This window comes from Klebsiella sp. RC2, assembly GCF_014192815.1.
Lineage (GTDB): Bacteria > Pseudomonadota > Gammaproteobacteria > Enterobacterales > Enterobacteriaceae > Klebsiella > Klebsiella variicola.
In genome coordinates this window covers 443938-466589 of sequence record NZ_JACHYL010000004.1, presented here as the reverse complement: position 1 = coordinate 466589, position 22652 = coordinate 443938, and the positions used below count along the sequence as shown (strand labels likewise).

At 57.1% G+C, this 22652-nt stretch carries 22 protein-coding genes and 1 other annotated feature; of the genes, 11 read left to right on the top strand and 11 right to left on the bottom strand.

Features of this window, described 5'->3' with window-relative positions; all coding sequences use genetic code 11:
- The first annotated feature begins 33 nt into the window (after positions 1 to 33).
- Entirely contained in the window at positions 34 to 1371 is a 1338-nt protein-coding gene (locus FHW76_RS15840; protein WP_008806735.1) for an NCS2 family permease, read from the top strand.
- A gap of 45 nt (positions 1372 to 1416) precedes the next feature.
- Here the strand turns inward: FHW76_RS15840 and FHW76_RS15835 are convergent, their stop codons facing one another.
- From FHW76_RS15835 to rpmH, 10 genes are all read right to left on the bottom strand, one after another.
- The gene (locus tag FHW76_RS15835) at positions 1417 to 1983 is read right to left on the bottom strand and encodes an NADPH-dependent FMN reductase (protein ID WP_131010872.1); all 567 of its coding nucleotides are present in this window, start codon (positions 1981 to 1983) and stop codon (positions 1417 to 1419) included.
- A 36-nt stretch (positions 1984 to 2019) separates the two neighbouring features.
- On the bottom strand, positions 2020 to 2589 hold the full coding sequence (locus FHW76_RS15830) for a 4'-phosphopantetheinyl transferase superfamily protein (protein WP_162493349.1): 570 nt from the start codon (positions 2587 to 2589) through the stop codon (positions 2020 to 2022).
- A gap of 309 nt (positions 2590 to 2898) precedes the next feature.
- Positions 2899 to 3858, bottom strand: a complete 960-nt coding sequence (yidZ, locus tag FHW76_RS15825) for an HTH-type transcriptional regulator YidZ (RefSeq protein WP_004151541.1) — start codon at positions 3856 to 3858, stop codon at positions 2899 to 2901.
- Positions 3833 to 5011: an MFS transporter gene (locus tag FHW76_RS15820; protein WP_183476820.1), complete on the bottom strand. Its 1179-nt coding sequence runs from the start codon at positions 5009 to 5011 to the stop codon at positions 3833 to 3835. Before FHW76_RS15820 ends, yidZ begins: the two co-directional genes overlap by 26 nt.
- Positions 5012 to 5110: 99 nt before the next feature.
- On the bottom strand, positions 5111 to 5530 hold the full coding sequence (locus FHW76_RS15815) for a GNAT family N-acetyltransferase (RefSeq protein ID WP_008806739.1): 420 nt from the start codon (positions 5528 to 5530) through the stop codon (positions 5111 to 5113).
- A 119-nt stretch (positions 5531 to 5649) separates the two neighbouring features.
- Positions 5650 to 7014, bottom strand: a complete 1365-nt coding sequence (mnmE, locus tag FHW76_RS15810) for a tRNA uridine-5-carboxymethylaminomethyl(34) synthesis GTPase MnmE (RefSeq protein ID WP_008806740.1) — start codon at positions 7012 to 7014, stop codon at positions 5650 to 5652.
- Positions 7015 to 7136: 122 nt separating this feature from the next.
- Positions 7137 to 8783: a membrane protein insertase YidC gene (yidC, locus tag FHW76_RS15805; RefSeq protein WP_008806741.1), complete on the bottom strand. Its 1647-nt coding sequence runs from the start codon at positions 8781 to 8783 to the stop codon at positions 7137 to 7139.
- A 2-nt stretch (positions 8784 to 8785) separates the two neighbouring features.
- Positions 8786 to 9043, bottom strand: coding sequence for a membrane protein insertion efficiency factor YidD (gene yidD, locus FHW76_RS15800; protein ID WP_004151536.1), 258 nt, complete (start codon positions 9041 to 9043; stop codon positions 8786 to 8788).
- On the bottom strand, positions 9007 to 9366 hold the full coding sequence (gene rnpA / locus FHW76_RS15795; RefSeq protein WP_004151535.1) for a ribonuclease P protein component: 360 nt from the start codon (positions 9364 to 9366) through the stop codon (positions 9007 to 9009). Before rnpA ends, yidD begins: the two co-directional genes overlap by 37 nt.
- A gap of 15 nt (positions 9367 to 9381) precedes the next feature.
- A complete protein-coding gene (gene rpmH / locus FHW76_RS15790; RefSeq protein WP_000831330.1) occupies positions 9382 to 9522 on the bottom strand; it encodes a 50S ribosomal protein L34 in 141 nt (46 codons plus the stop codon).
- A 621-nt stretch (positions 9523 to 10143) separates the two neighbouring features.
- On the opposite strand from rpmH, the gene dnaA reads away from it, so the two are divergent.
- The 8 genes from dnaA (at position 10144) to FHW76_RS15750 (ending at position 20994) form a co-directional block, all read left to right on the top strand.
- On the top strand, positions 10144 to 11547 hold the full coding sequence (gene dnaA / locus FHW76_RS15785; RefSeq protein WP_012540254.1) for a chromosomal replication initiator protein DnaA: 1404 nt from the start codon (positions 10144 to 10146) through the stop codon (positions 11545 to 11547).
- Positions 11548 to 11551: 4 nt separating this feature from the next.
- Entirely contained in the window at positions 11552 to 12652 is a 1101-nt protein-coding gene (gene dnaN / locus FHW76_RS15780) for a DNA polymerase III subunit beta (protein ID WP_008806743.1), read from the top strand.
- Between the two features lie 146 nt (positions 12653 to 12798).
- Positions 12799 to 13872, top strand: a complete 1074-nt coding sequence (gene recF, locus FHW76_RS15775) for a DNA replication/repair protein RecF (RefSeq protein WP_012967007.1) — start codon at positions 12799 to 12801, stop codon at positions 13870 to 13872.
- A gap of 28 nt (positions 13873 to 13900) precedes the next feature.
- The gene (gene gyrB / locus FHW76_RS15770) at positions 13901 to 16315 is read left to right on the top strand and encodes a DNA topoisomerase (ATP-hydrolyzing) subunit B (RefSeq protein ID WP_012540255.1); all 2415 of its coding nucleotides are present in this window, start codon (positions 13901 to 13903) and stop codon (positions 16313 to 16315) included.
- A 200-nt stretch (positions 16316 to 16515) separates the two neighbouring features.
- Positions 16516 to 17328 (top strand): sugar-phosphatase, encoded by an 813-nt coding sequence (gene yidA / locus FHW76_RS15765; RefSeq protein WP_008806746.1) that lies wholly within the window; start codon positions 16516 to 16518, stop codon positions 17326 to 17328.
- 149 nt (positions 17329 to 17477) lie between these two features.
- Positions 17478 to 18560 (top strand): hypothetical protein, encoded by a 1083-nt coding sequence (locus tag FHW76_RS15760; protein ID WP_131033215.1) that lies wholly within the window; start codon positions 17478 to 17480, stop codon positions 18558 to 18560.
- Positions 18557 to 19690 (top strand): BamA/TamA family outer membrane protein, encoded by a 1134-nt coding sequence (locus tag FHW76_RS15755; protein WP_179194958.1) that lies wholly within the window; start codon positions 18557 to 18559, stop codon positions 19688 to 19690. Before FHW76_RS15760 ends, FHW76_RS15755 begins: the two co-directional genes overlap by 4 nt.
- A 77-nt stretch (positions 19691 to 19767) precedes the next feature.
- Entirely contained in the window at positions 19768 to 20994 is a 1227-nt protein-coding gene (locus FHW76_RS15750) for a DUF3748 domain-containing protein (RefSeq protein WP_016162020.1), read from the top strand.
- Between the two features lies 1 nt (position 20995).
- Here FHW76_RS15750 and FHW76_RS15745 read toward each other — a convergent pair whose 3' ends face one another.
- On the bottom strand, positions 20996 to 21328 hold the full coding sequence (locus FHW76_RS15745) for a YceK/YidQ family lipoprotein (protein ID WP_004151524.1): 333 nt from the start codon (positions 21326 to 21328) through the stop codon (positions 20996 to 20998).
- A gap of 245 nt (positions 21329 to 21573) precedes the next feature.
- Positions 21574 to 21649: a sequence feature (ROSE (Repression Of Heat Shock gene Expression) occurs in the 5'-region of heat shock genes and acts as an RNA thermometer to modulate expression.), on the top strand.
- Here FHW76_RS15745 and ibpA point away from each other — a divergent pair.
- Both ibpA and ibpB read left to right on the top strand, forming a co-directional pair.
- Entirely contained in the window at positions 21643 to 22056 is a 414-nt protein-coding gene (gene ibpA / locus FHW76_RS15740) for a small heat shock chaperone IbpA (RefSeq protein ID WP_004151523.1), read from the top strand. (Overlaps the previous feature by 7 nt.)
- 116 nt (positions 22057 to 22172) lie before the next feature.
- A complete protein-coding gene (gene ibpB / locus FHW76_RS15735) occupies positions 22173 to 22601 on the top strand; it encodes a small heat shock chaperone IbpB (protein WP_008806750.1) in 429 nt (142 codons plus the stop codon).
- The last annotated feature ends 51 nt before the right edge of the window (positions 22602 to 22652 follow it).

Sequence of the window (22652 nt, the reverse complement as noted above, 5' to 3'; positions counted from 1 at the left end):
GAATTTTCCCTCCTTTACGTTCGGAAACCGATAATGAGTCAACAACAAACCAGCCAGTCTTCTGGCCAGGGTCTGCTGGAGCGCGTATTTAAGCTGCGCGAGCACGGCACCACAGTGCGTACGGAAGCGATCGCCGGTTTCACCACGTTCCTGACGATGGTGTATATCGTTTTTGTTAACCCACAAATTCTTGGCGTAGCGGGCATGGATACCAGCGCCGTGTTTGTGACTACCTGTCTGATTGCTGCGTTCGGCAGTATCCTGATGGGCCTGTTCGCGAACCTGCCGGTGGCTCTTGCGCCGGCGATGGGTCTGAACGCCTTCTTCGCCTTTGTGGTGGTGCAGGCGATGGGCCTGCCGTGGCAGGTAGGCATGGGCGCGATTTTCTGGGGCGCCGTCGGTCTGCTGCTGCTGACGATTTTCCGTGTACGCTACTGGATGATCGCCAATATTCCGGTGAGCCTGCGCGTCGGTATCACCAGCGGTATCGGCCTGTTTATCGGCATGATGGGTCTGAAAAATGCCGGGGTTATCGTCGCTAATCCGGAAACGCTGGTCAGCATTGGTCATCTGACTTCCCACAGTGTGCTGCTGGGCATACTGGGCTTCTTTATCATCGCGATTCTGGCATCACGTAACATTCATGCCGCGGTCCTGGTGTCTATTGTGGTCACCACCCTGCTGGGCTGGATGCTGGGCGATGTGCACTACACCGGCATCGTCTCCGCGCCGCCGAGCGTGACGTCGGTGATTGGTCATGTCGATCTGGCTGGCTCCCTGAACCTGGGCCTGGCCGGCGTGATCTTCTCGTTTATGCTGGTCAACCTGTTTGACTCCTCCGGGACGCTGATTGGCGTCACCGATAAAGCGGGTCTGGCTGATGCACAGGGTAAATTCCCGCGCATGAAGCAAGCGCTGTTTGTCGACAGCGTCTCGTCCGTTGCCGGTTCCTTTATTGGTACCTCTTCGGTGACCGCCTATATCGAATCCTCCTCCGGCGTTTCCGTGGGCGGACGCACCGGCCTGACCGCCGTTGTCGTTGGGATCCTGTTCCTGCTGGTTATCTTCCTGTCACCGTTGGCAGGGATGGTTCCGGCCTATGCCGCCGCCGGCGCGCTGATTTACGTTGGCGTACTGATGACCTCAAGCCTGGCGCGCGTGAAGTGGGATGACCTGACGGAAGCGGTACCGGCGTTTATCACCGCGGTGATGATGCCGTTTAGCTTCTCAATCACCGAAGGTATCGCCTTAGGCTTTATCTCTTACTGCGTGATGAAGATCGGTACCGGCCGTCTGCGCGAGCTCAGCCCGTGCGTGATTATCGTCTCGCTGCTGTTCGTGCTGAAAATTGTCTTTATCGATGCACATTAATCCGCACGCATGATGAAAAAGCCCGGCATCGCTGCCGGGCTTTTTTTATGCTTTAACCCGCCGAATATAGTCGCCAAAGGCGGTCAGCTGGCCACGCAGATGGTCGAGGGTGCTCTGATCGACTACTTCACCCGACTGCAGATCCACTTTGTTCTGGATGACGCCGCCCATAAATTCCGGTTTATTCATTACCATCGCATCAAGGAAGACCAGAATCTGGCGCAAATGATACTGGCAGCGCGCACCGCCGATGGCGCCCATTGAGCTGGTCTGAATCAGTACCGGTTTGCCGGACAGCGGCTGCTCGGGCAGGCGTGACAGCCAGTCGATGGCGTTTTTCAGGCCGCCAGGCACGGAATAGTTATACTCGGGAGTGACGATCACCACGCCATCCGCTTCGCGGATCTGTTGCGCAATATCCTGCACGCGCTGTGGGAACCCCTCTTCCTCCTGCATATCAGCATCGTACAGCGGGATATCACCGATCGACGGCAGCGCGGAGATATCCATGCCCGCTGGCGCGATGCCGGGCAGGGCGCGCGCGACCATTCCATTAAACGACCCTTTGCGCAGGCTGCCGAGTAACGTAACCACTTTTAAGGTATCTGACATGATTGCTCCTTTGTATCATGATGCCGGCAAAACCGGTCAATTGAGGGATAAGGTTTTTTCCATCGGTAAGCTGGTAAAACGCATCAGACGGGCCGACGGTTCGCGTGCGCGCTGCTGAGCATCCGGCAGGCTGCGCCATTCGCCCCCCTTAGCATCATATTCCCAGACCTTCAGCGAGCCGATATTTGGGCTGGCGGCAATCGACCACACCAGCAGCGATTCGGCATCACAGACGGCTTCGATCGGCTGGCTACCGGCGGTGCGCAGGCGGCCAGAACCCGGCAGCAGCTGCGTTGATGCTTCGCCGGTCAGTTTCAACACGCTTCGCCGCAGGGCCACCAGCTGGCTACGCGCTTCATCCGGGTCATGCTGAATGTTAATCCACAGATTTTCATTGTTACTGAAATTGTGCCGGTCGGCGTCGTGACCACGCACCGTGCGCTGCAGTTCCATGTCGAGGCCACAATCCCCCTCGGTGGTCAGCGCGACGCCAACAATATTGCCAGTATAAGAGATAGAGAAGCGAGGAAGATGACGATCGCTAAAAACCGGTCGGCCATTGGCTTCATTGATGATTTCAGGCAGCTCGCTGATACCGTAAAGCATAAACAGCAGTTCGGCGAGTAGCGAACGCGAAGCGCGAAAGCGAGCCTGGCGGTATTCAGGGAGTAGGCGTGCGGATTGATGACAGGCCGCTGACAAACGTGTCGATAGCGGCTCCCCGGTACTAAGTATCCCTCTTGCAAAATGCGTTGCCATACGTCGCTCCGTGAGTAATGGTCTGGATAAAATTGCGGGCGCTATTATCGCCTGGTATTAACAGGTTTTAATGCCGAAATCCCCCCTTGAAAAGGGAATTTGTTTGAATTTTACAAATTCTTGCGCAAATAAGGGGCGATAGACACGAAACAAGGCTTACAGCGTACCGGAATAGAGTGCTTTCAGCGTATCTCTAAGCCAGACGAGCTTCGGGTTGTAGCTGTTGCGCTTATGCCATAGCAGGGTGAAGGGAACGCGCAGCTTTTCCAGATGCTGCGCCTCCAGCGGTAGCGGCCGGGAGACTAGCGGCAGCTGGTGCTGCTGATTATAGTGCTGGCAGTAGCGCGGCGCGGTAGCCAGCATGGTGTGTTGCGGTTGAGCGGCCATAAAAAGCGATTGTTCAAACCCTGGCACGGTCAGCGCCACGTTACGCTTATACCCCAGCTCCTGCAGCACATCGTCCAGCGCCCAGGTATCGCGTTGTTCCCAGCAGATAGTGATATGCGGATAGCGTAAGAATGCCGCCAGATCCCACTCTTCCCTGAGCGCTGGATGATCGGCGCGCAGCCAGACCTGCGGCAGGTCGGTGAACAGTACCTCAAAATCGATATACCACGGCAGCAGGCTCAGCAGCTCCCGCGACTGTGGATGGCTTTCACGCCCGCAGAAGCCGATATCCACCTCGCCGCGAATGATGGCGTCCAGCGAGTCGTAGTCCCAGTTGCGCAAACGAATCAATGCCTGCGGATAGCGCTGATAGATGCGCTGGGAGAGGGTATTAAACAGGATCATCAGCAGCGGCGTTTCCGCCGCCAGCTCGAATTTGAGGCCGCTGGGCATGGTGTGGTGTGGTTTATCGAGGATCTGGTTGCCCATCTGCATCCAGTCCGCCAGATCCTGCTCCATGCTGCTGACCAGCGGCGTAGGCGCCAGACCCAGCGGGGTTTTCACAAACAGCGGGTCGTCAAACCAGGCGCGCAGTTTGGCCAGCGACTTGCTCACCGCTGACGGCGAAACGTTCATCCGCTTCGCCGTACGGGTAACGCTGAGCTCCTGGGTCAGGAGCTGCAGGCAGAGGAGTAAATTAAGATCAAGACTCGACAGCGGCTTCTTCATCGTATTGCGCAACCCGCGGCGGGGTGACGACCAGTAATAAAACAAGGCTCACTATGCTACAGGCAATGAGTATCCCGATCAGCATATTCATTGCGCTGAGTCCGATGATGGCGGCGAGCCAAATCCACAGCGATGAACCGCACACCTGCGCGATGCCGAGGACCGAACTGGCGACGCCCGCGCGCAGCGTGAACGGCCCCAGCGCCTGGCTCATTGCGACGCCGAATCCAACGGAGAAGCCGGCGCAAATCATGCCCAACCCAATCAGGGTGAGGGTCTGGCGGGTGGCGAGGCTCAGCGCCAGGCCTGCCGCCAGGAACAGTACCTGCGAAGTCAGCATTAAGGTGCGGGGGGTAAACAGCGACAGGGCGAACGGCGTCGAGAAGGAGACCGCCATGCTGATCATCGCCATCAGGGCCATCGCCATTGAGTAAGTTCCCCGATCGAACCCCATCTCTTCCATCATCAGAACCGGAGAGACGTTCACGTAGGTCAGGATCGCCGTCACGCTGAGGGTGGTAATGAGAATGCGGCTGAGAAAAAAGCGGTTCAGCAGCGACTCACTGCCGCCATGCTGCGGTGTCGCCGTCTGCGGGTGTGCCGCCGGGCGCGTCTCGTGCAGGATAAAGACCGACAGCAAACCGACCATGACGCCCATGCCGGTCATGGTGTAGAACAGGCTCTGCCACGGATATTTCAGCATAATCAGGTGGCCAAGCACCGGCGCCAGGACGGGGATAATGCAGGTAATGCCGTTGAGCAACGACAGCACCTTGGCGCGGCGGCGAGCGTCCAGCGTATCGCGCAGGATAGCGAAAGCCACCACGTAGCAGCTGCCGGCGCCGATCCCCTGGATAAAGCGTCCGGCGAGGAAGTGGCTGCTGGCGTGCGCCTGGGCGCAGAACAGGGAGGCGACAACAAAGATCACCGCGCCCACAATGGCGACAGGCTTACGTCCTGACCGGTCGGCGATGCGACCAGCAAACAGCATCGCGGAGGCCATACCGGCCAGATAGACTGAAAAGGCGATATGTAATTGCGCCTCGCTGGCCCCCAGGTCCTGAGCAATACGCGGCAGGCCGACCAGATACATATCGATGCCGGAGGGATAGAGCAGAACCAGGGCGAAACTGCAGAGAAGAAAGCGTGTCATGGGATCCTCGCGATGTGAATGGCGTTCAGCATAGTGAGGAACGCGGCACAAGACGAGTTGCCATTTGGACAACGCTCTTTTCCTGGCAGGAAACGCGAGTTAACGACTCCGGGTACGCCAGACGCGGGCCATCCCTTCGCTTTCCGGCCGAACGCTTTCAAAGCCGAACTTCGCATACAGCTCCGGCACATCCGCCACCAGCGTAACGTAGGCCCCGTCAAAGGCGTTAGCGTCCAGCCAGGCGATCAGCTTCTCCATCACCAGCCGGCCAAGGCCTTTTCCCTGATGAGCCGGATCGACGGCGACGTCGACAATATCGAAATTAATCGCGCCGTCGCCGACGATACGTCCCATCGCGATCGGCGTCTCCTGCCAGAGGATATGTACGCCGTAACAGCTACGCGGCAGTCCGGCTCTGGCGCCTTCCAGGGGGCGCGGCGACATGCCTGCCGCCACCCGCAGGTGGCAAAACGCTTCGGCGGAGGGCACCTTCTCGATCACGGTATATTCAACGGTCATGCTTTAGTCTCGTGGTAAAAGGGGAGATAAAAGTAGAGAACGTTGCGCCGCAAAGGGCAAGAAAAAACCCGCATTAACGCGGCGTTAATGCGGGTGAGTGAACGTTTACGGACTAAACGTTATTTGCCGATACAGAAGCTGGAGAAGATGCGGCCCAGCAGGTCGTCGGAGGTGAACTCCCCGGTGATCTCGCTCAGCGCCTGCTGCGCGAGGCGCAGCTCTTCCGCCAGCAGCTCCCCGGCCCAGGCGCCCAGCAGCTGGGCTTTGCCCTGCTGCAGATGGTTCGCCGCCTCTTCCAGCGCCTGCAGGTGACGGCGGCGGGCGAGGAAGCCGCCTTCCATGCTGGTATCGAAGCCCATGCTCTGCTTAAGGTGGTTCCGCAGCACCTCCACGCCTTCGCCGGTTCGCGCCGACAGGCGGATCAGTGAGTGGCCATTGACTTCGCTGAGACCCAGCGCTTCGCCAGTGACGTCGGCTTTATTGCGCACCACGGTAATCGGCAGTTTAGCGGGCAGGCGCTCGATAAAGTCCGGCCAGATCTCCGCCGGATCAACGGCGCTGGTGGTGGTGCCGTCGACCATAAACAGCACCCGATCCGCCTGCTCAATCTCCTGCCAGGCGCGCTCGATGCCGATACGCTCCACTTCGTCACTGGCGTCGCGCAGGCCCGCGGTATCGATGATATGCAGCGGCATGCCGTCGATATGGATATGCTCGCGCAGCACGTCGCGGGTGGTGCCCGCAATGTCGGTGACGATCGCCGCTTCGCGGCCCGCCAGGGCGTTGAGCAGGCTCGATTTACCGGCATTAGGTCGCCCGGCGATCACCACTTTCATCCCTTCGCGCAGCAGACTGCCCTGGCGAGCTTCCGCGCGGACGGCGTCGAGGTCGGCCATCACGCCGTTCAGCTGGGCTTCAATTTTGCCGTCGGAGAGGAAATCAATTTCTTCATCCGGGAAATCGATCGCCGCTTCCACGTAGATGCGCAGGTGAGTGAGCGCTTCCACGAGGTGGTTAACCCGCGCGGAGAAGGCCCCTTGCAAGGAGTTCAACGCCGAGCGCGCCGCCTGTTCTGAACTGGCGTCGATGAGGTCGGCGATGGCTTCTGCCTGCGCCAGGTCGAGCTTGTCGTTGAGGAACGCGCGCTCGGAAAACTCGCCCGGCCTGGCGATGCGTACGCCGGGCAACGTCAGAATACGTTTGAGCAGCAGATCGAGAATGACCGGGCCGCCGTGGCCCTGCAGCTCAAGCACATCTTCGCCGGTAAAGGAGTTCGGCCCGGGGAACCACAGCGCAATCCCCTGATCCAGCGGCGTACCGTCAACGTCGTTGAACGGCAGGTAGTCGGCATAGCGCGGCTTCGGCAGCTTGCCGAGTACCGCCTGCGCGACATCGCGCGCCTTAAGGCCGGAGATACGCAGGATGCCCACCCCACCGCGTCCCGGAGGGGTTGCCTGGGCGACGATAGTGTCGTTATGGCTCATGGTGACTCTCTATGTAGATGTAAAAAAGGCGGTCCATTGACCGCCTTCTCTGGCATTAACGTTACCGTAACTACTCTAAATTATCCAAGTCGCAGATGCGTTGGCTTGAAGAATGAAGAGTATCAGGATTTCTTCTTCTCGCGGCTATGAAGGCCACGTTTCTCCAGACCACGGTAAATCAGCTGCTGCTGAATAATGGTGACCAGGTTGCTGACGATGTAGTACACCACCAGGCCAGACGGGAACCACAGGAAGAACACCGTGAAGATGACCGGCATAAAGGTCATGATCTTCTGCTGCATCGGGTCGGTCACGGTGGTTGGCGACATCTTCTGGATGAAGAACATGGTCGCGCCCATGATGATCGGCAGGATGTAGTACGGGTCTTGTGCAGACAGGTCGTGGATCCACAGGATAAACGGCGCATGACGCAGTTCAACCGAGGCGCTCAGCATGTAGTACAGCGCAAGGAAGATCGGCATCTGAATAATCAGCGGGAAGCAGCCACCCAGTGGGTTCACTTTTTCCGCTTTATACAGCGCCATCATTTCCTGGCTTTGACGTTGTTTATCGTCGCCCAGACGCTCACGCATGGCCTGAATCTTCGGCTGCAGCATACGCATCTTCGCCATGGAGGTGTACTGCGCTTTGGTCAGCGGGTACATGATGCCACGAACGATAAAGGTGATAACGATGATCGAGAAGCCCCAGTTGCCGAGGAAGCTGTGGATGAATTTCAGCAGCTTAAACAGCGGTTGGGAGATGAACCACAGCCAGCCGTAGTCGACGGTCAGATCCAGGTGCGGCGCAACGGCAGCCATTTTGTCCTGAATAGCCGGGCCGACCCACAGCACGCTCTGCAGTTTGTCGGTTTGACCAGGCTGCACCAGTACCGGCTGCGATTTGTAGCCAATAGCCACAATGCCGTTGCCGAGGTTAGCGGTGTAGAAGTTATTCGTTCCATTATTCTGCGGCACCCACGCGGTGGTGAAGTACTGCTGCAGCATGGCAACCCAACCGTTCTTGGTGCTGACGTTCAGGTTTTCGTTGTCCAGAATGGTATCGAATTTATATTTTTCGTATTTCGTATCTGAAGTCGAGAACGCTGCGCCACGGAAAGTATGCATCGTGGACAGGCCGCCGGTCTGCGTATCGCGACTGGTCGGCAGCGCCGCGGTCTGCTTCAACTGACCGAAGGTCGAGACTTCCAGAGGCTTCTCGCTGGCGTTCTGCACGCTATAACCGACGTTCACCGCATAGCCGCCACGTTTCAGGGTGAAGGTTTTGGTGAAGACGTTGCCGGCTTTGTCGGTGTAGGTCAGCGGAATGACGATTTCATCCTGGCCATCTGCCAGCACAAACGCCTCTTTATCGACGCTGTACAGCGGACGCGGGCCATTCGCCGGGTTATCCGGACCGTCACGGCCGGTTAAGCCGCTCTGCGCCTGGTAGACAAACTGCGGCGTGGTTTCCAGTAACTGGAACGGTTCGGTCGACTTCAGCGTTTTTGGATACGCCAGAAGCAGCGCCTGCTCAATATCGCCACCGTTGGTGTTGATAGTCAGTTCAAGCACGTCGGTTTTAACCGTAATCAGTTTCCCCTGGCCACTGGCCGGTACGCCCTGGTCGGCGGCGCTACCCGCTGCTGTGGTCGTAGTCTGCGTGGTCTGCTGCTGGGGCTGCGGATTTTTGTCCTGCTCCCAGGCTTGCCAGATCATGAAAGACACGAACAACAAAGCGATGATAAGAAGATTGCGTTGCGAATCCATCGTTAGTGTTCTCTGGTATCAAATGGTCCAGGCGGGACGGGATCGTCACCACCAGGGTGTAAAGGGTGGCATTTTAATACGCGTTTCATTGTCAACCAACTGCCTTTTATCACACCAAACCTGCGTAAGGCCTCAATTCCGTATTGAGAACAGGTTGGGGTGAAACGACAATGCGGCCCGAGTAGCGGACTAATCAGGCGCTGATAAACTCTAATCAGGCCGATCAGGACCCGCGAGCCAGGCGACAATGGCGGCGCCATAATTTTTCCAACGCTTCCGAGAGAGCACGGTTATCGAGGTCGGCAACCCCTCTTTTCGCCACCACCACGAAATCCATTGGCGGGAGTTCATGTTGACGCAAACGAAAACTTTCACGCGTCAGACGTTTAATCCGATTGCGTTCATGTGCGCGTTTCACGTTTTTCTTGGCGACGGTGAGACCGATGCGGGGATGCCCCAGCGAATTCAGGCGGCCGAGGATGGTGATTTGCGGCGTGCCAGCCCGTTGTGGCTGCTGGAAGACGAAAGTGAAATGACTGGGAGTTAACAAGCGTAACTCCCTGGGAAATGCGAGCTTAACCACGCAGGGTTAGCTTTATTACTTGGAAACGGTCAGACGAGCGCGGCCTTTAGCACGACGACGTGCCAGAACCTGACGACCATTTTTAGTAGCCATACGAGCACGGAAGCCGTGAGAACGGTTGCGCTTCAGTACAGACGGTTGAAAAGTGCGTTTCATGGCGATTTCTACCTAAACTTGAATAAATTCACTGACTTTTGCGTAGACCCGAACGAACTTCGAACGACTTACGCCTCAGCGTGGGTGATTAAAGAGGCCGGATTGTAATAATTGTACACTCCGGAGTCAATTCTCTTTCCTTATTTCTCGCACCTCGTCGCACAAAAAATAAGCTGAGACGCGTGACGAAAACGGGCATTACGCGCCGGGTGGGGGATTATACGGCCTGGCCAGTAAAGCGCAAGGATCCTGAAGGATCTTTGTTAGATCGTTTCCGCCCAAAACCAGCATAGCTCATTAATTTTTCCAATATGCGGCGGAAATCGTGCTTCACTCTCCCCAGGATCGATTACACTTACCCGGTTTCGATCCTTCCTGTGGATAAATCGGGAAGAATCTGTTGAGAAACACAAGATCTCTTTCTCAGTTTAGGCTATGATCCCCGGTCCCGATCGCGATCCACGGATCCGCAACGGGTAATAACCGCAGATAGCGGTTCGCACGTCACCCCTTTTGTGCAGGGGCTTTTCGGCTAATGCAGGGTCTTGTCGACGTGTGCCAACAATCATGATTGTTTCTGTTTTTCTTTGATATCGATTTTATGTTCGAGTGGAGTCCGCCGTGTCACTTTCGCTTTGGCAGCAGTGTCTTGCCCGATTGCAGGATGAGTTACCAGCCACAGAATTCAGCATGTGGATCCGCCCATTGCAGGCGGAACTGAGCGATAACACGCTGGCACTGTATGCGCCAAACCGTTTTGTGCTCGACTGGGTAAGGGACAAATACCTCAATAATATCAATGGACTCCTCAATGACTTTTGCGGTGCTGATGCCCCGCAGCTGCGTTTTGAGGTGGGTGCTAAGCCAGCCAGCTCGCTGCAGAAAGGAGCGGTAAGCCCGGCTGCGGCGGCCATTCCGGCGGCGCAGGTGCAGACCGCGCGCGTGGCGCCGACGATCGTGCGCCCAGGCTGGGATAATGTCCCGGCGCCAGCGGAGCCGACCTACCGCTCTAACGTTAACGTGAAACACACGTTTGATAACTTCGTCGAAGGTAAATCTAACCAGCTGGCCCGCGCGGCGGCGCGTCAGGTGGCGGATAACCCGGGCGGGGCCTACAACCCACTGTTCCTTTATGGCGGCACCGGTCTGGGGAAAACCCACCTGTTGCACGCGGTGGGTAACGGCATTGTGGCGCGTAAGCCGAACGCCAAAGTGGTCTATATGCACTCCGAGCGTTTCGTCCAGGACATGGTCAAAGCGCTGCAAAACAACGCCATCGAAGAGTTTAAACGCTACTACCGATCCGTTGACGCCCTGCTGATCGATGACATTCAGTTCTTTGCTAATAAAGAGCGATCCCAGGAAGAGTTTTTCCACACCTTCAATGCCCTGCTGGAAGGTAATCAGCAGATCATCCTGACGTCGGATCGTTATCCAAAAGAGATCAACGGCGTAGAAGATCGTCTGAAATCCCGCTTCGGCTGGGGTCTGACGGTGGCGATCGAGCCGCCGGAGCTGGAAACCCGCGTCGCGATCCTGATGAAAAAAGCCGATGAAAACGACATTCGCCTGCCGGGCGAAGTGGCGTTCTTTATTGCCAAGCGACTGCGCTCAAACGTGCGTGAGCTGGAGGGGGCGCTGAACCGCGTTATCGCCAACGCCAACTTCACCGGCCGGGCGATCACCATCGATTTCGTGCGCGAAGCGCTGCGCGATCTGTTGGCGCTGCAGGAAAAACTGGTCACCATCGACAATATTCAAAAGACGGTGGCGGAGTACTACAAGATTAAGGTAGCGGATCTGCTGTCCAAGCGCCGCTCCCGTTCGGTGGCGCGTCCTCGCCAGATGGCGATGGCGCTGGCCAAAGAGCTGACCAACCACAGCCTGCCGGAAATCGGCGATGCGTTTGGCGGCCGCGACCATACCACCGTGCTGCACGCCTGCCGTAAGATTGAGCAGTTGCGTGAAGAAAGCCACGACATTAAAGAAGATTTTTCCAATTTAATCAGAACATTATCCTCGTGACGCTATGAAATTTACCGTAGAACGTGAACATTTATTAAAACCGCTGCAACAGGTGAGCGGTCCGTTAGGTGGTCGTCCGACGCTGCCCATTCTCGGTAACCTGCTGCTTCAGGTCGCGGACGGCGCACTGTCGCTGACCGGTACCGATCTTGAAATGGAGATGGTGGCGCGCGTGGCGCTGGTTCAGCCGCACGAAGCGGGCGCAACGACCGTTCCGGCGCGTAAATTCTTTGATATCTGCCGCGGCCTGCCGGAAGGCGCGGAGATCGCGGTTCAGCTGGAAGGCGATCGGATGCTGGTGCGTTCCGGCCGCAGCCGCTTCTCGCTGTCGACGCTGCCTGCTGCCGATTTCCCGAATCTGGATGACTGGCAGAGCGAAGTGGAATTTACCCTGCCGCAGGCGACCATGAAGCGTCTGATCGAAGCCACTCAGTTCTCGATGGCGCACCAGGATGTTCGTTACTACTTAAACGGCATGCTGTTTGAAACCGAAGGCAGCGAACTGCGCACGGTGGCCACCGATGGTCACCGCCTGGCGGTCTGTTCGATGCCGCTGGAAGCGTCGCTGCCGAACCATTCGGTGATCGTGCCGCGTAAAGGGGTGATTGAGTTGATGCGGATGCTCGACGGCGGCGATACCCCGCTGCGCGTGCAGATTGGCAGCAACAATATCCGCGCTCATGTGGGCGATTTTATCTTTACGTCGAAGCTGGTTGATGGCCGTTTCCCGGATTATCGCCGCGTATTGCCGAAAAATCCGGATAAACATCTCGATGCTGGCTGTGACATTCTCAAGCAGGCCTTCGCCCGCGCGGCAATCCTCTCGAACGAGAAATTCCGCGGCGTGCGGCTGTACGTCAGCGAAAATCAGCTGAAAATCACCGCTAACAACCCGGAGCAGGAAGAGGCGGAAGAGATCCTTGACGTGACCTACGCCGGAACGGAGATGGAGATTGGCTTCAACGTTAGCTACGTGCTGGATGTGCTCAATGCGCTGAAATGCGAGAATGTGCGCATTCTGCTGACGGATTCGGTGTCGAGCGTGCAGATTGAGGATGCGGCTTCACAATCCGCCGCCTATGTCGTCATGCCTATGAGATTGTAGTGGAAAATATCAGGCTATCTTACTTGCCATTTTCAACCTGGGCTGTGCTCGCCCCTGTCACGTACTTCGTGTACGCTCCAGGGTCTGCGCGCAGTCCGCGTTGAAACTGGCTGCGCCGATAACGCCCTGGCCCAAAGAACGCTGATATGTCACTGACGCGCTTGCTCATCAAAGACTTCCGCAATATTGAAAATGCGGATCTCGCTTTATCTCCCGGCTTTAACTTCCTGGTTGGCGCGAACGGCAGCGGCAAAACCAGCGTGCTGGAAGCTATCTATACGCTCGGTCATGGCCGGGCGTTTCGTAGTTTGCAAATTGGCCGGGTGATCCGCCACGAGCAGGAGGCTTTTGTCCTGCACGGCCGCCTGCAGGGCGAAGAGCGGGAAACCGCCATCGGCCTGACCAAAGACAAACAGGGTGACAGCAAGGTGCGCATCGACGGCACCGACGGCCACAAAGTGGCGGAGCTGGCGCACCTGATGCCGATGCAGCTGATTACGCCGGAGGGGTTTACTTTACTCAACGGCGGCCCCAAATACAGAAGAGCATTCCTCGATTGGGGATGTTTTCATAACGAAGCCGGATTCTTCACCGCCTGGAGCAACCTGAAGCGCCTGGTCAAGCAGCGCAACGCCGCGCTGCGTCAGGTCAGCCGCTATGCCCAGCTGCGACCGTGGGATCTGGAACTCATTCCGCTGGCGGAACAAATCAGCCGCTGGCGTGCCGAATACAGCGCCGCTATCGTCGAAGACATGGCGGATACTTGTCAGCAATTTTTACCGGAATTCACGCTCACCTTCTCTTTCCAGCGCGGTTGGGAAAAAGAGACCGACTACGCGGAGGTGCTGGAGCGGAATTTCGAGCGCGACAGAATGTTAACCTACACCGCCCACGGCCCGCATAAAGCGGATTTCCGTATTCGCGCCGACGGGGCGCCGGTGGAAGATACCTTGTCGCGCGGGCAGCTTAAACTGCTGATGTGCGCCCTGCGTCTGGCGCAAGGTGAGTTCCTAACCCGCGTCAGCGGGCGGCGCTGCCTGTACCTGATAGATGATTTTGCCTCGGAACTTGATGATGCCCGCCGCGGTCTGTTATCCAGCCGCCTGAAAGCGACGCAGTCGCAGGTTTTCGTCAGCGCGATCAGCGCTGAACACGTTATGGACATGTCGGACAAAAATTCGAAGATGTTCCGCGTGGAAAAAGGTAAAATAACGGATTAACCCAAGATTAAATGAGCGAGAAACGTTGATGTCGAATTCTTATGACTCCTCCAGTATCAAAGTCCTGAAAGGGCTGGATGCGGTGCGTAAGCGCCCGGGTATGTATATCGGCGACACGGATGACGGCACCGGTCTGCACCACATGGTATTCGAGGTTGTGGATAACGCTATCGACGAAGCGCTCGCGGGTTACTGCAAAGATATCGTTGTCACTATCCACAGCGATAACTCCGTCTCCGTACAGGATGACGGTCGCGGCATCCCAACCGGCATTCACCCGGAAGAGGGCGTCTCCGCAGCGGAAGTTATCATGACCGTCCTGCACGCCGGCGGTAAATTTGATGATAACTCCTATAAAGTGTCCGGCGGTCTGCACGGCGTAGGCGTCTCGGTGGTTAACGCCCTGTCGCAGAAGCTGGAGCTGGTTATCCAGCGCGATAACAAAGTCCACAAACAGATTTATGTGCACGGTGTACCGCAGGCGCCGCTGGCGGTGACCGGCGAGACCGATAAAACCGGCACCATGGTGCGTTTCTGGCCGAGCCATGAAACCTTCACCAACGTTACTGAATTCGAATATGACATCCTGGCGAAACGTCTGCGCGAGCTGTCGTTCCTGAACTCAGGGGTCTCTATCCGCCTGCGCGATAAGCGCGACGGCAAAGAAGATCATTTCCACTACGAAGGCGGCATCAAGGCGTTCGTTGAGTATCTCAACAAGAACAAAACGCCGATCCATCCGAATATCTTCTATTTCTCCACCGAAAAAGACGGTATCGGCGTGGAAGTGGCGCTGCAGTGGAACGACGGTTTCCAGGAAAACATCTACTGCTTTACCAACAACATTCCACAGCGTGACGGCGGTACTCACCTGGCGGGCTTCCGCGCGGCGATGACCCGTACCCTCAACGCCTACATGGATAAAGAAGGCTACAGCAAAAAAGCGAAAGTCAGCGCCACCGGCGACGACGCGCGTGAAGGTCTGATCGCCGTGGTATCGGTGAAAGTGCCGGATCCGAAATTCTCCTCACAGACCAAAGACAAACTGGTCTCCTCTGAGGTGAAGTCGGCGGTAGAACAGCAGATGAACGAACTGCTGAGCGAATACCTGCTGGAAAACCCATCCGATGCCAAAATCGTGGTCGGCAAAATTATTGACGCCGCGCGCGCCCGTGAGGCCGCACGTCGCGCCCGTGAAATGACCCGCCGTAAAGGCGCGCTGGATCTGGCAGGCCTGCCGGGCAAACTGGCGGATTGCCAGGAACGCGACCCGGCGCTGTCTGAACTGTACCTCGTGGAAGGGGACTCCGCGGGCGGCTCTGCTAAACAGGGTCGTAACCGTAAGAACCAGGCGATCCTGCCGCTGAAGGGTAAAATCCTCAACGTTGAGAAAGCCCGCTTCGATAAAATGCTCTCTTCCCAGGAAGTGGCGACGCTGATCACCGCCCTTGGCTGCGGCATCGGCCGCGATGAGTACAACCCGGATAAACTGCGCTATCACAGCATCATCATCATGACCGATGCGGACGTCGACGGCTCGCACATTCGTACCCTGCTGTTGACCTTCTTCTACCGTCAGATGCCGGAAATCGTCGAACGCGGCCATGTCTACATTGCCCAGCCGCCGCTGTACAAAGTGAAGAAAGGCAAGCAGGAACAGTACATTAAAGACGACGAAGCGATGGATCAGTATCAGATCGCTATCGCTCTTGACGGTGCGACCCTGCATACCAACGCCAATGCGCCGGCGCTGGCGGGCGAACCGCTGGAAAAACTGGTTGCCGAGTTCAACGCCACCCAGAAAATGATTGGCCGCATGGAGCGCCGCTTCCCGAAAGCGATGCTGAAAGAGCTTATCTATCAGCCGACCCTGACCGAGGCCGATCTGGCTGACGAGCAGAAGGTAACCCGCTGGGTGAACACCCTGGTTTCCGAGCTGAATGAGAAAGAGCAGCACGGCAGCCAGTGGAAATTTGATGTCCGCGAGAACAGTGAATTGCAGCAGTTTGAGCCGATTATCCGCGTCCGTACCCACGGGGTGGATACCGACTATCCGCTGGATAACGAGTTCATCATGGGGCCGGAATATCGCCGTATCTGCACCCTGGGCGAGAAACTGCGCGGCCTGATGGAAGAAGATGCCTACATCGAGCGCGGCGAACGCCGTCAGCCGGTAGCCAGCTTCGAGCAGGCCCTAGACTGGCTGGTGAAGGAGTCCCGTCGCGGTCTCTCCATCCAGCGCTATAAAGGTCTGGGCGAGATGAACCCGGATCAGCTGTGGGAAACCACCATGGATCCGGACAGCCGCCGCATGCTGCGCGTAACCGTTAAGGATGCGATCGCTGCCGACCAGCTGTTCACCACCCTGATGGGCGATGCCGTTGAGCCGCGTCGCGCCTTTATCGAAGAGAACGCCCTGAAAGCGGCGAATATCGATATTTAAGCCGCGTATTTCCCGGTAACGCGTTTTACCGGGGCAACAGGATGTGTAAGCCCGGTCGCATCGCGTGACCGGGCTTTTTTTTGCTGCTAAAAGGGGATTCTTCGCTCCCGCTTCCATCCCCCTTTCTGCCCGACACTTTTACTGTTTTTTGAGCGGAATCGCGTTAGCATGAGGGAAGACTCATCTTACCCGGGGATCCTATGGCTATTAAACTGATTGCAATCGATATGGACGGCACGCTGCTGCTGCCAGACCATACCATCTCTCCTGCGGTGAAAGCCGCCATTGCCGCGGCGCGCGAGCGGGGTGTCAACGTGGTGCTGACCACCGGTCGCCCTTACGCTGGCGTCCACAGCTATCTGAAAGAGCTGCATATGGAGCAGCCGGGTGATTACTGCATTACCTACAATGGCGCGCTGGTGCAGAAGGCCGGTGACGGCAGTACCGTTGCGCAAACCGCGCTAAGCTATGACGACTATCGTTTCCTCGAGCAGCTCTCCCGCGAGGTTGGCTCTCACTTCCACGCGCTCGATCGCAACACGCTCTACACCGCGAACCGCGATATCAGCTACTACACCGTCCACGAATCCTACGTGGCGACCATCCCGCTGGTGTTCTGTGAAGCGGAAAAAATGGACCCTGAGATCCAGCTGCTGAAGGTGATGATGATCGATGAGCCGGCGATCCTGGATAAGGCCATCGCCCGTATCCCGGCGGAAGTGAAAGAGAAGTACACCGTGCTGAAAAGTGCGCCGTACTTCCTCGAAATTCTGGATAAACGCGTCAATAAAGGCACTGGCGTGAAGTCCCTGGCCGATGCGCTGGGTATCAAACCGGAAGAGATTATGGCGATTGGCGATCAGGAAAATGATATCGCGATGATTGAGTTTGCCGGCGTCGGCGTGGCGATGGATAACGCCATTCCCGCGGTCAAAGAAGCGGCGAACTTCATCACCAAATCTAACCTCGAAGATGGCGTCGCCTTCGCCATTGAAAAATACGTTTTAGCGTAAGCGTTCTTCAGGCCCGGCGTTGTCCGGGCCGATCTTCTCTTTTTTCATGAACAGATGTTAATCCGCATTTAAATCCCTTATTCCGTACAGGGGATTCTATAAGCTACCCGCCCTCTTTTTCGCAATGCTTCACTAACATCATAATTTTCATGAATATATACCACCGTTTGATGTTGGTTGCGCTGCCATTCGCCTCTGTACAGATTTGCGTGGCCGCGGAACCAACGGCGCCGCTTGAGCCGGTATACGCCTATCACGGCGCAGAACCGGCGGATCTGCCTGCGCCGGTCAAAACCGAGACCGCAGTAGCGGAACCAACCGCGATATTGCCTTTTTTAGGCGATGAGGCCAGAAAACGCGGCTACGTCCTGCCGCTGCCGTTCGGCGTCAGCATGAACTATATGGATATGCGGCAGAATATTAATGTCGACAGCATTAACTTCACCGGGCTGTCGCTGGATGGCCGTAACATCGATTGCGGTAAGGATCCTGTCTGCAAACACGCCGTGAAGAACATTTTCGCTAATGGGCCGGTCTCGCTGGATAACGCCTTCCAGATTGGCGTCGGTAATACGCGGGAAAGCAGCAAAACCGAGACGCTTAAGCTGGATGCCTGGCTGCTGCCATTTATGAACGTTTATGGCCTCGTCGGACACACCGAAGGGCATTCAATTTCGCAGATAGCTGTCGGCCTGAAGGGACCGAACGGTAAAGTGGTGCCCCTGCCGGGGATGCAGGATCTCGACTTTCGTCTCGATTTTAAAGGCACCACCTACGGGATGGGCACCACCCTGGTGGGCGGCGTCGGCAACTGGTTTACCGTGCTGGACGCCAACTACACGCAAACGCGCTTTGATATCCTCGACGGTAGCATCGACGCGTTTACCTTTTCGCCGCGCGTAGGCTATCGTTTCACTACGCCATCGGTCGATGCGCTGCATCTCCCCGCCGGAAAGCTGAACCTGTGGGTCGGCAGCATGTATCAGGATGTGCAGCAGGAGTTTAAGGGCAGCCTTAACGATCTCTCAATGCCGTCGCCGATGCTGCAAAATATGGTCAATCTGGCCAATCAGGACAATAACGGCCGCTTCGATGTGAAACAGCATTTACAGTCGCCGTGGAACGTACTGGTGGGCGCGCAGTACGAGCTGACGCAGCATTTCAATATTACTACCGAGTTTGGCTTTGCCGAACGTAACAGTTTTTTTATCGCCGGTGAGTATCGCTTTTGAGCCGACCGTTTATCCTTTTTCTGCTGCTGATGGCCTACCCGACAGGCAGCCAGGCCGAGACGCTCAGCCGCGAGAAAATCGACGGCTGGCTGCAGCATCTCGGCGCCAGCGATAAGTTCGACGCCAGCAAAGTCATCGACTGGGGTGTGATGCCCGGTCCGTTCTATACGCCGGAGCTGGGGCTGGGCATCGGCACCGCGGTCGTCGGCATGTATCGCCCCGATCCGCAGGATACCACCAGCCAGAATTCCACCCTGACGCTCAGCGGCTACGCCAGCTCCACCGGCGCGTTTGGCCTCAGCGTGAAAAACTACGCCTTTTTCGACAACGATCTGTGGCGCGTATTTGTTGAAGGGTCGATGGCCAATACCCCGACTTACTACTGGGGGCAGGGTTTTCACGCCGGAGATAAAGACAACGAGAAGGAAAAATATACCGCCCAGGTGCTGACCCTGCGCCCGACAATCTACCGGCAACTGATCGACAATGTTTATCTCGGCGCGGGGTGGTCGCTGGCGACGCAGAATGCCGATGAAATGGACCACGACGATTTACCGAAAATAGAAAGTACCCCACAGGGACCGTCGGTATTCAGCTCTGGCGCCAGCATCGATATCAACTGGGACGATCGCGACTTTGTCCCCAACCCGCGCCGGGGCCAGTATGCCAACTTCCGCTACACCCATTACGCCCCCGGGTTAGGCAGCGATACCCGTTTTGATGAATTTCAGCTGCACTATAGCCATTATCATACCCTGAGCGAGAAAAGCGTGCTCGCCTGGGAGGCCGATGGCGCCTTCACCCAAGGGGATGTACCGTGGAGCATGATGCCCCTGCTGGGCAGCGACGAGCGGATGCGCGGCTACTATCAGGGGCGCTACCGGGATAAAAACGTCGTTAGCAGCCAACTGGAATACCGTCGGCAGCTCACCTGGCGGCATGGGATTGTGGCCTGGGTCGGGGCGGGAACAATGGGGCCGTCGCTGTCATCGCTGAACAATGGCCGCTGGCTGCCTACCGGCGGCGTTGGCTATCGTTTCGAGTTCAAGCCGCGGGTCAATATCCGTCTTGATTACGGCATCGGCAAAGGCAGCAGCGGGTTCTATTTCCAGGTTGGAGAAGCGTTTTAAGCACATTGTCGGGCATTCAACCCCGCGCGGATTGCGGTATGCTAACGCCACTCTTATATCGGCCAGGTCAGCACGCCATGAAACAAGTTACCTTTGCCCCTCGCAACCACCAGCTCACTAACACCCGCACCTGGACCCCCGACAGCCAGTGGCTGGTGTTCGACGTCCGCCCGTCCGGCGCGTCGTTCACCGGTGAAACCATTGAGCGAGTGAACGTAAACAGCGGTACTGTGGAGACCGTCTATCATGCCACGCAAGGCGCGCGCGTTGGCGTGGTGACCGTGCATCCAACCCAGGAGCGCTATGTGTTTATTCATGGCCCCGAGCAGCCGGATGCGCAGTGGCAGTATGATTTTCATCATCGCCGCGGGGTGGTGGCCTTTCAGGGGGCCGTCGAGAATCTGGACGCCATGGACATTACCGCCCCTTACACGCCCGGCGCGCTGCGCGGCGGCAGCCACGTCCATGTCTATAGCCCCAATGGTCAGTTCGTCAGCTTTACCTATAACGACCACGTGCTGCACGAGCGCGACCCGGCGCTGGACTTGCGCAACGTCGGCGTGGCGGCGCCATATGGGCCGGTGACGCCGCAGGGAAAGCATCCGCGCGAATATAGCGGCAGCCACTGGTGCGTGCTGGTAAGCCGCACGACACCGACTCCCGTGCCGGGCAGCGATGAGATTAATCGCGCCTATGAAGAGGGCTGGGTCGGGAACCATGCGCTGGCGTTTATTGGCGATACCCTGGCGGAAAATGGCGATAAAGTGCCTGAGCTGTTTATTGTCGATCTGCCGCAGGATGAAGCCGGCTGGAAGCAGCCTGGCGGGGCGCCGCTGGCCGGTACCGCAACCACAATGCCGGCGCCGCCGGCGGGCGTCAGTCAGCGTCGTTTGACCTTCACCCACCATCGCCGCTACCCGGGACTGGTGAACGTCCCGCGCCACTGGGTGCGCGCCAATCCCCAGGCGACGGCGATAGCCTTTCTGATGTGCGATGACGCCGGCGTGGTGCAGCTGTGGCTTATTTCACCGCAGGGGGGCGAGCCGCGTCAGTTGACGTATCATGCGTCGGGTATCCAGTCGGCGTTTAACTGGCATCCATCAGGAGAGTGGCTGGGCTTTGTGCTGGAGGATCGGATTGCCTGCTGCCATGCCGGCACAGGCGATATCACCTTTTTAACCAAGGTGCATGCGCATGCGCCCTCTGCTGATGCGATCGTCTTTTCGCCAGACGGTAAACAGATTGCCTGGATGGAGGAGGTGGACGGTTATCGCCAGCTGTGGGTCACACAGACCGGACGATAACTTACTGGGCAGGCATCGGCGCTGGCGGTATCACCGAGTTGGTCGCCAGCGTGGCCTTCTCGCTTTTTTCGACCCGTGATTTGATTGAGCTGTCGGTGCGGAACATATCCCACGGCAGCAGCAGGGTATCCATGACGGCGGTGAACGGCATGTCCAGCGCCACCAGTGATTTCACACCCCAGTTGGTATCGCTGTCTCCCAGCGTTTGCGCACTGGATCGCGTGCCCGGATAGGTTCCCTCTTTGCCACCGGTATGTGACATTACGCTGGAGCAACCGCTCAGGCTTATTATCCCGCTGAACAGGACCAGCTTTAACAGTCGTCTGCTTTTCATTGTTCTTCCATCGTCGTTTCGGGCGTTGAGATAACCTTTCAGCGGTTATATCGGGCCAACCCGTGAATGCATAGCGTTATTGCGCCGCACTGTGGCGGGCATCGCACTTTGCTTTTTGTGCTCCTCCCCCCAGTCTAAGCAATCATCGGCAAACTGCAAAAAAATTCGCCCTCAATCCCTTGAAAAGCACGGGGAGAAACCCATTTTATAGGTGTAACCCACTGAGAATACGCCTGAGGGGTATTCCGGATTACCGCGGCCTGTCCACGATGGAAGGTCATTTGATTCTCGCTGATTTTCAGGAGCTATTTACTATGCGTAACTTCGATCTCTCCCCGCTATATCGTTCAGCCATTGGTTTCGACCGCCTGTTCAACCTGCTGGAAAACAATCAAAGCCAGAGCAACGGCGGCTACCCTCCGTATAATGTCGAGCTGGTAGACGAAAACCACTATCGCATCGCTATCGCGGTGGCTGGCTTTGCTGAAAGCGAGCTGGAGATCACGGCCCAGGACAATCTGCTGATCGTCAAAGGCGCCCACGCCGCCGAGCAGAAAGAGCGGACCTACCTGTATCAGGGGATCGCCGAGCGTAACTTCGAGCGCAAATTCCAGCTGGCGGAAAATATTCACGTCCGCGGCGCCAACCTGGTGAACGGCCTGCTGTATATCGATCTGGAACGCGTGATCCCGGAAGCGAACAAGCCGCGCCGCATCGAAATCAACTAATTGTCCGTTTCAGGCCGCGTGGCGGCCTGATGTAACTACCTGCTCGCCGTCAGGGAGCAGATGCGAATTTACAGAATTCGCAGGTATTCACTCGCTTCTTAGAAGGAGAAAACACTATGCGTAACTACGATTTATCCCCCCTGCTGCGTCAATGGATCGGTTTTGACAAACTGGCCAACGCCCTGCAAACCGCCGGTGAAAGCCAGAGCTTCCCGCCCTATAACATCGAAAAAAGCGACGATAACCACTATCGCATTACCCTTGCGCTGGCCGGTTTCCGTCAGGAAGATCTGGATATTCAACTGGAAGGCACCCGTCTGGTGGTGAAAGGCACGCCGCAGCAGCCGGAAAAAGAGACCACATGGCTGCACCAGGGGCTGGTGAGCCAGGCCTTCAGCCTGAGCTTCACCCTCGCCGACAACATGGAGGTCTCTGGCGCGACCTTCACCAATGGCCTGCTGCATATCGATCTGACCCGCAATGAGCCTGAGCAGATTGCCCCGCAGCGTATCGCCATCAGCGAACGACCGGCGCTAAATAGCTAATAAAGTAACCTACTGATAAGGCCCCGTTTTTCGGGGCTTTTTTGTGCCGGT

What these genes read in the sequence shown, in the direction of transcription:
- FHW76_RS15840 (WP_008806735.1), top strand. Translation starts at nt 34, where the DNA reads ATGAGTCAACAACAAACCAGCCAGTCTTCTGGCCAGGGTCTGCTGGAG.
- FHW76_RS15835 (WP_131010872.1), bottom strand. Translation starts at nt 1,983, where the DNA reads ATGTCAGATACCTTAAAAGTGGTTACGTTACTCGGCAGCCTGCGCAAA.
- FHW76_RS15830 (WP_162493349.1), bottom strand. Translation starts at nt 2,589, where the DNA reads ATGCTTTACGGTATCAGCGAGCTGCCTGAAATCATCAATGAAGCCAAT.
- yidZ (WP_004151541.1), bottom strand. Translation starts at nt 3,858, where the DNA reads ATGAAGAAGCCGCTGTCGAGTCTTGATCTTAATTTACTCCTCTGCCTG.
- FHW76_RS15820 (WP_183476820.1), bottom strand. Translation starts at nt 5,011, where the DNA reads ATGACACGCTTTCTTCTCTGCAGTTTCGCCCTGGTTCTGCTCTATCCC.
- FHW76_RS15815 (WP_008806739.1), bottom strand. Translation starts at nt 5,530, where the DNA reads ATGACCGTTGAATATACCGTGATCGAGAAGGTGCCCTCCGCCGAAGCG.
- mnmE (WP_008806740.1), bottom strand. Translation starts at nt 7,014, where the DNA reads ATGAGCCATAACGACACTATCGTCGCCCAGGCAACCCCTCCGGGACGC.
- yidC (WP_008806741.1), bottom strand. Translation starts at nt 8,783, where the DNA reads ATGGATTCGCAACGCAATCTTCTTATCATCGCTTTGTTGTTCGTGTCT.
- yidD (WP_004151536.1), bottom strand. Translation starts at nt 9,043, where the DNA reads ATGGCGCCGCCATTGTCGCCTGGCTCGCGGGTCCTGATCGGCCTGATT.
- rpmH (WP_000831330.1), bottom strand. Translation starts at nt 9,522, where the DNA reads ATGAAACGCACTTTTCAACCGTCTGTACTGAAGCGCAACCGTTCTCAC.
- dnaN (WP_008806743.1), top strand. Translation starts at nt 11,552, where the DNA reads ATGAAATTTACCGTAGAACGTGAACATTTATTAAAACCGCTGCAACAG.
- recF (WP_012967007.1), top strand. Translation starts at nt 12,799, where the DNA reads ATGTCACTGACGCGCTTGCTCATCAAAGACTTCCGCAATATTGAAAAT.
- gyrB (WP_012540255.1), top strand. Translation starts at nt 13,901, where the DNA reads ATGTCGAATTCTTATGACTCCTCCAGTATCAAAGTCCTGAAAGGGCTG.
- yidA (WP_008806746.1), top strand. Translation starts at nt 16,516, where the DNA reads ATGGCTATTAAACTGATTGCAATCGATATGGACGGCACGCTGCTGCTG.
- FHW76_RS15760 (WP_131033215.1), top strand. Translation starts at nt 17,478, where the DNA reads ATGAATATATACCACCGTTTGATGTTGGTTGCGCTGCCATTCGCCTCT.
- FHW76_RS15750 (WP_016162020.1), top strand. Translation starts at nt 19,768, where the DNA reads ATGAAACAAGTTACCTTTGCCCCTCGCAACCACCAGCTCACTAACACC.
- FHW76_RS15745 (WP_004151524.1), bottom strand. Translation starts at nt 21,328, where the DNA reads ATGAAAAGCAGACGACTGTTAAAGCTGGTCCTGTTCAGCGGGATAATA.
- ibpA (WP_004151523.1), top strand. Translation starts at nt 21,643, where the DNA reads ATGCGTAACTTCGATCTCTCCCCGCTATATCGTTCAGCCATTGGTTTC.
- ibpB (WP_008806750.1), top strand. Translation starts at nt 22,173, where the DNA reads ATGCGTAACTACGATTTATCCCCCCTGCTGCGTCAATGGATCGGTTTT.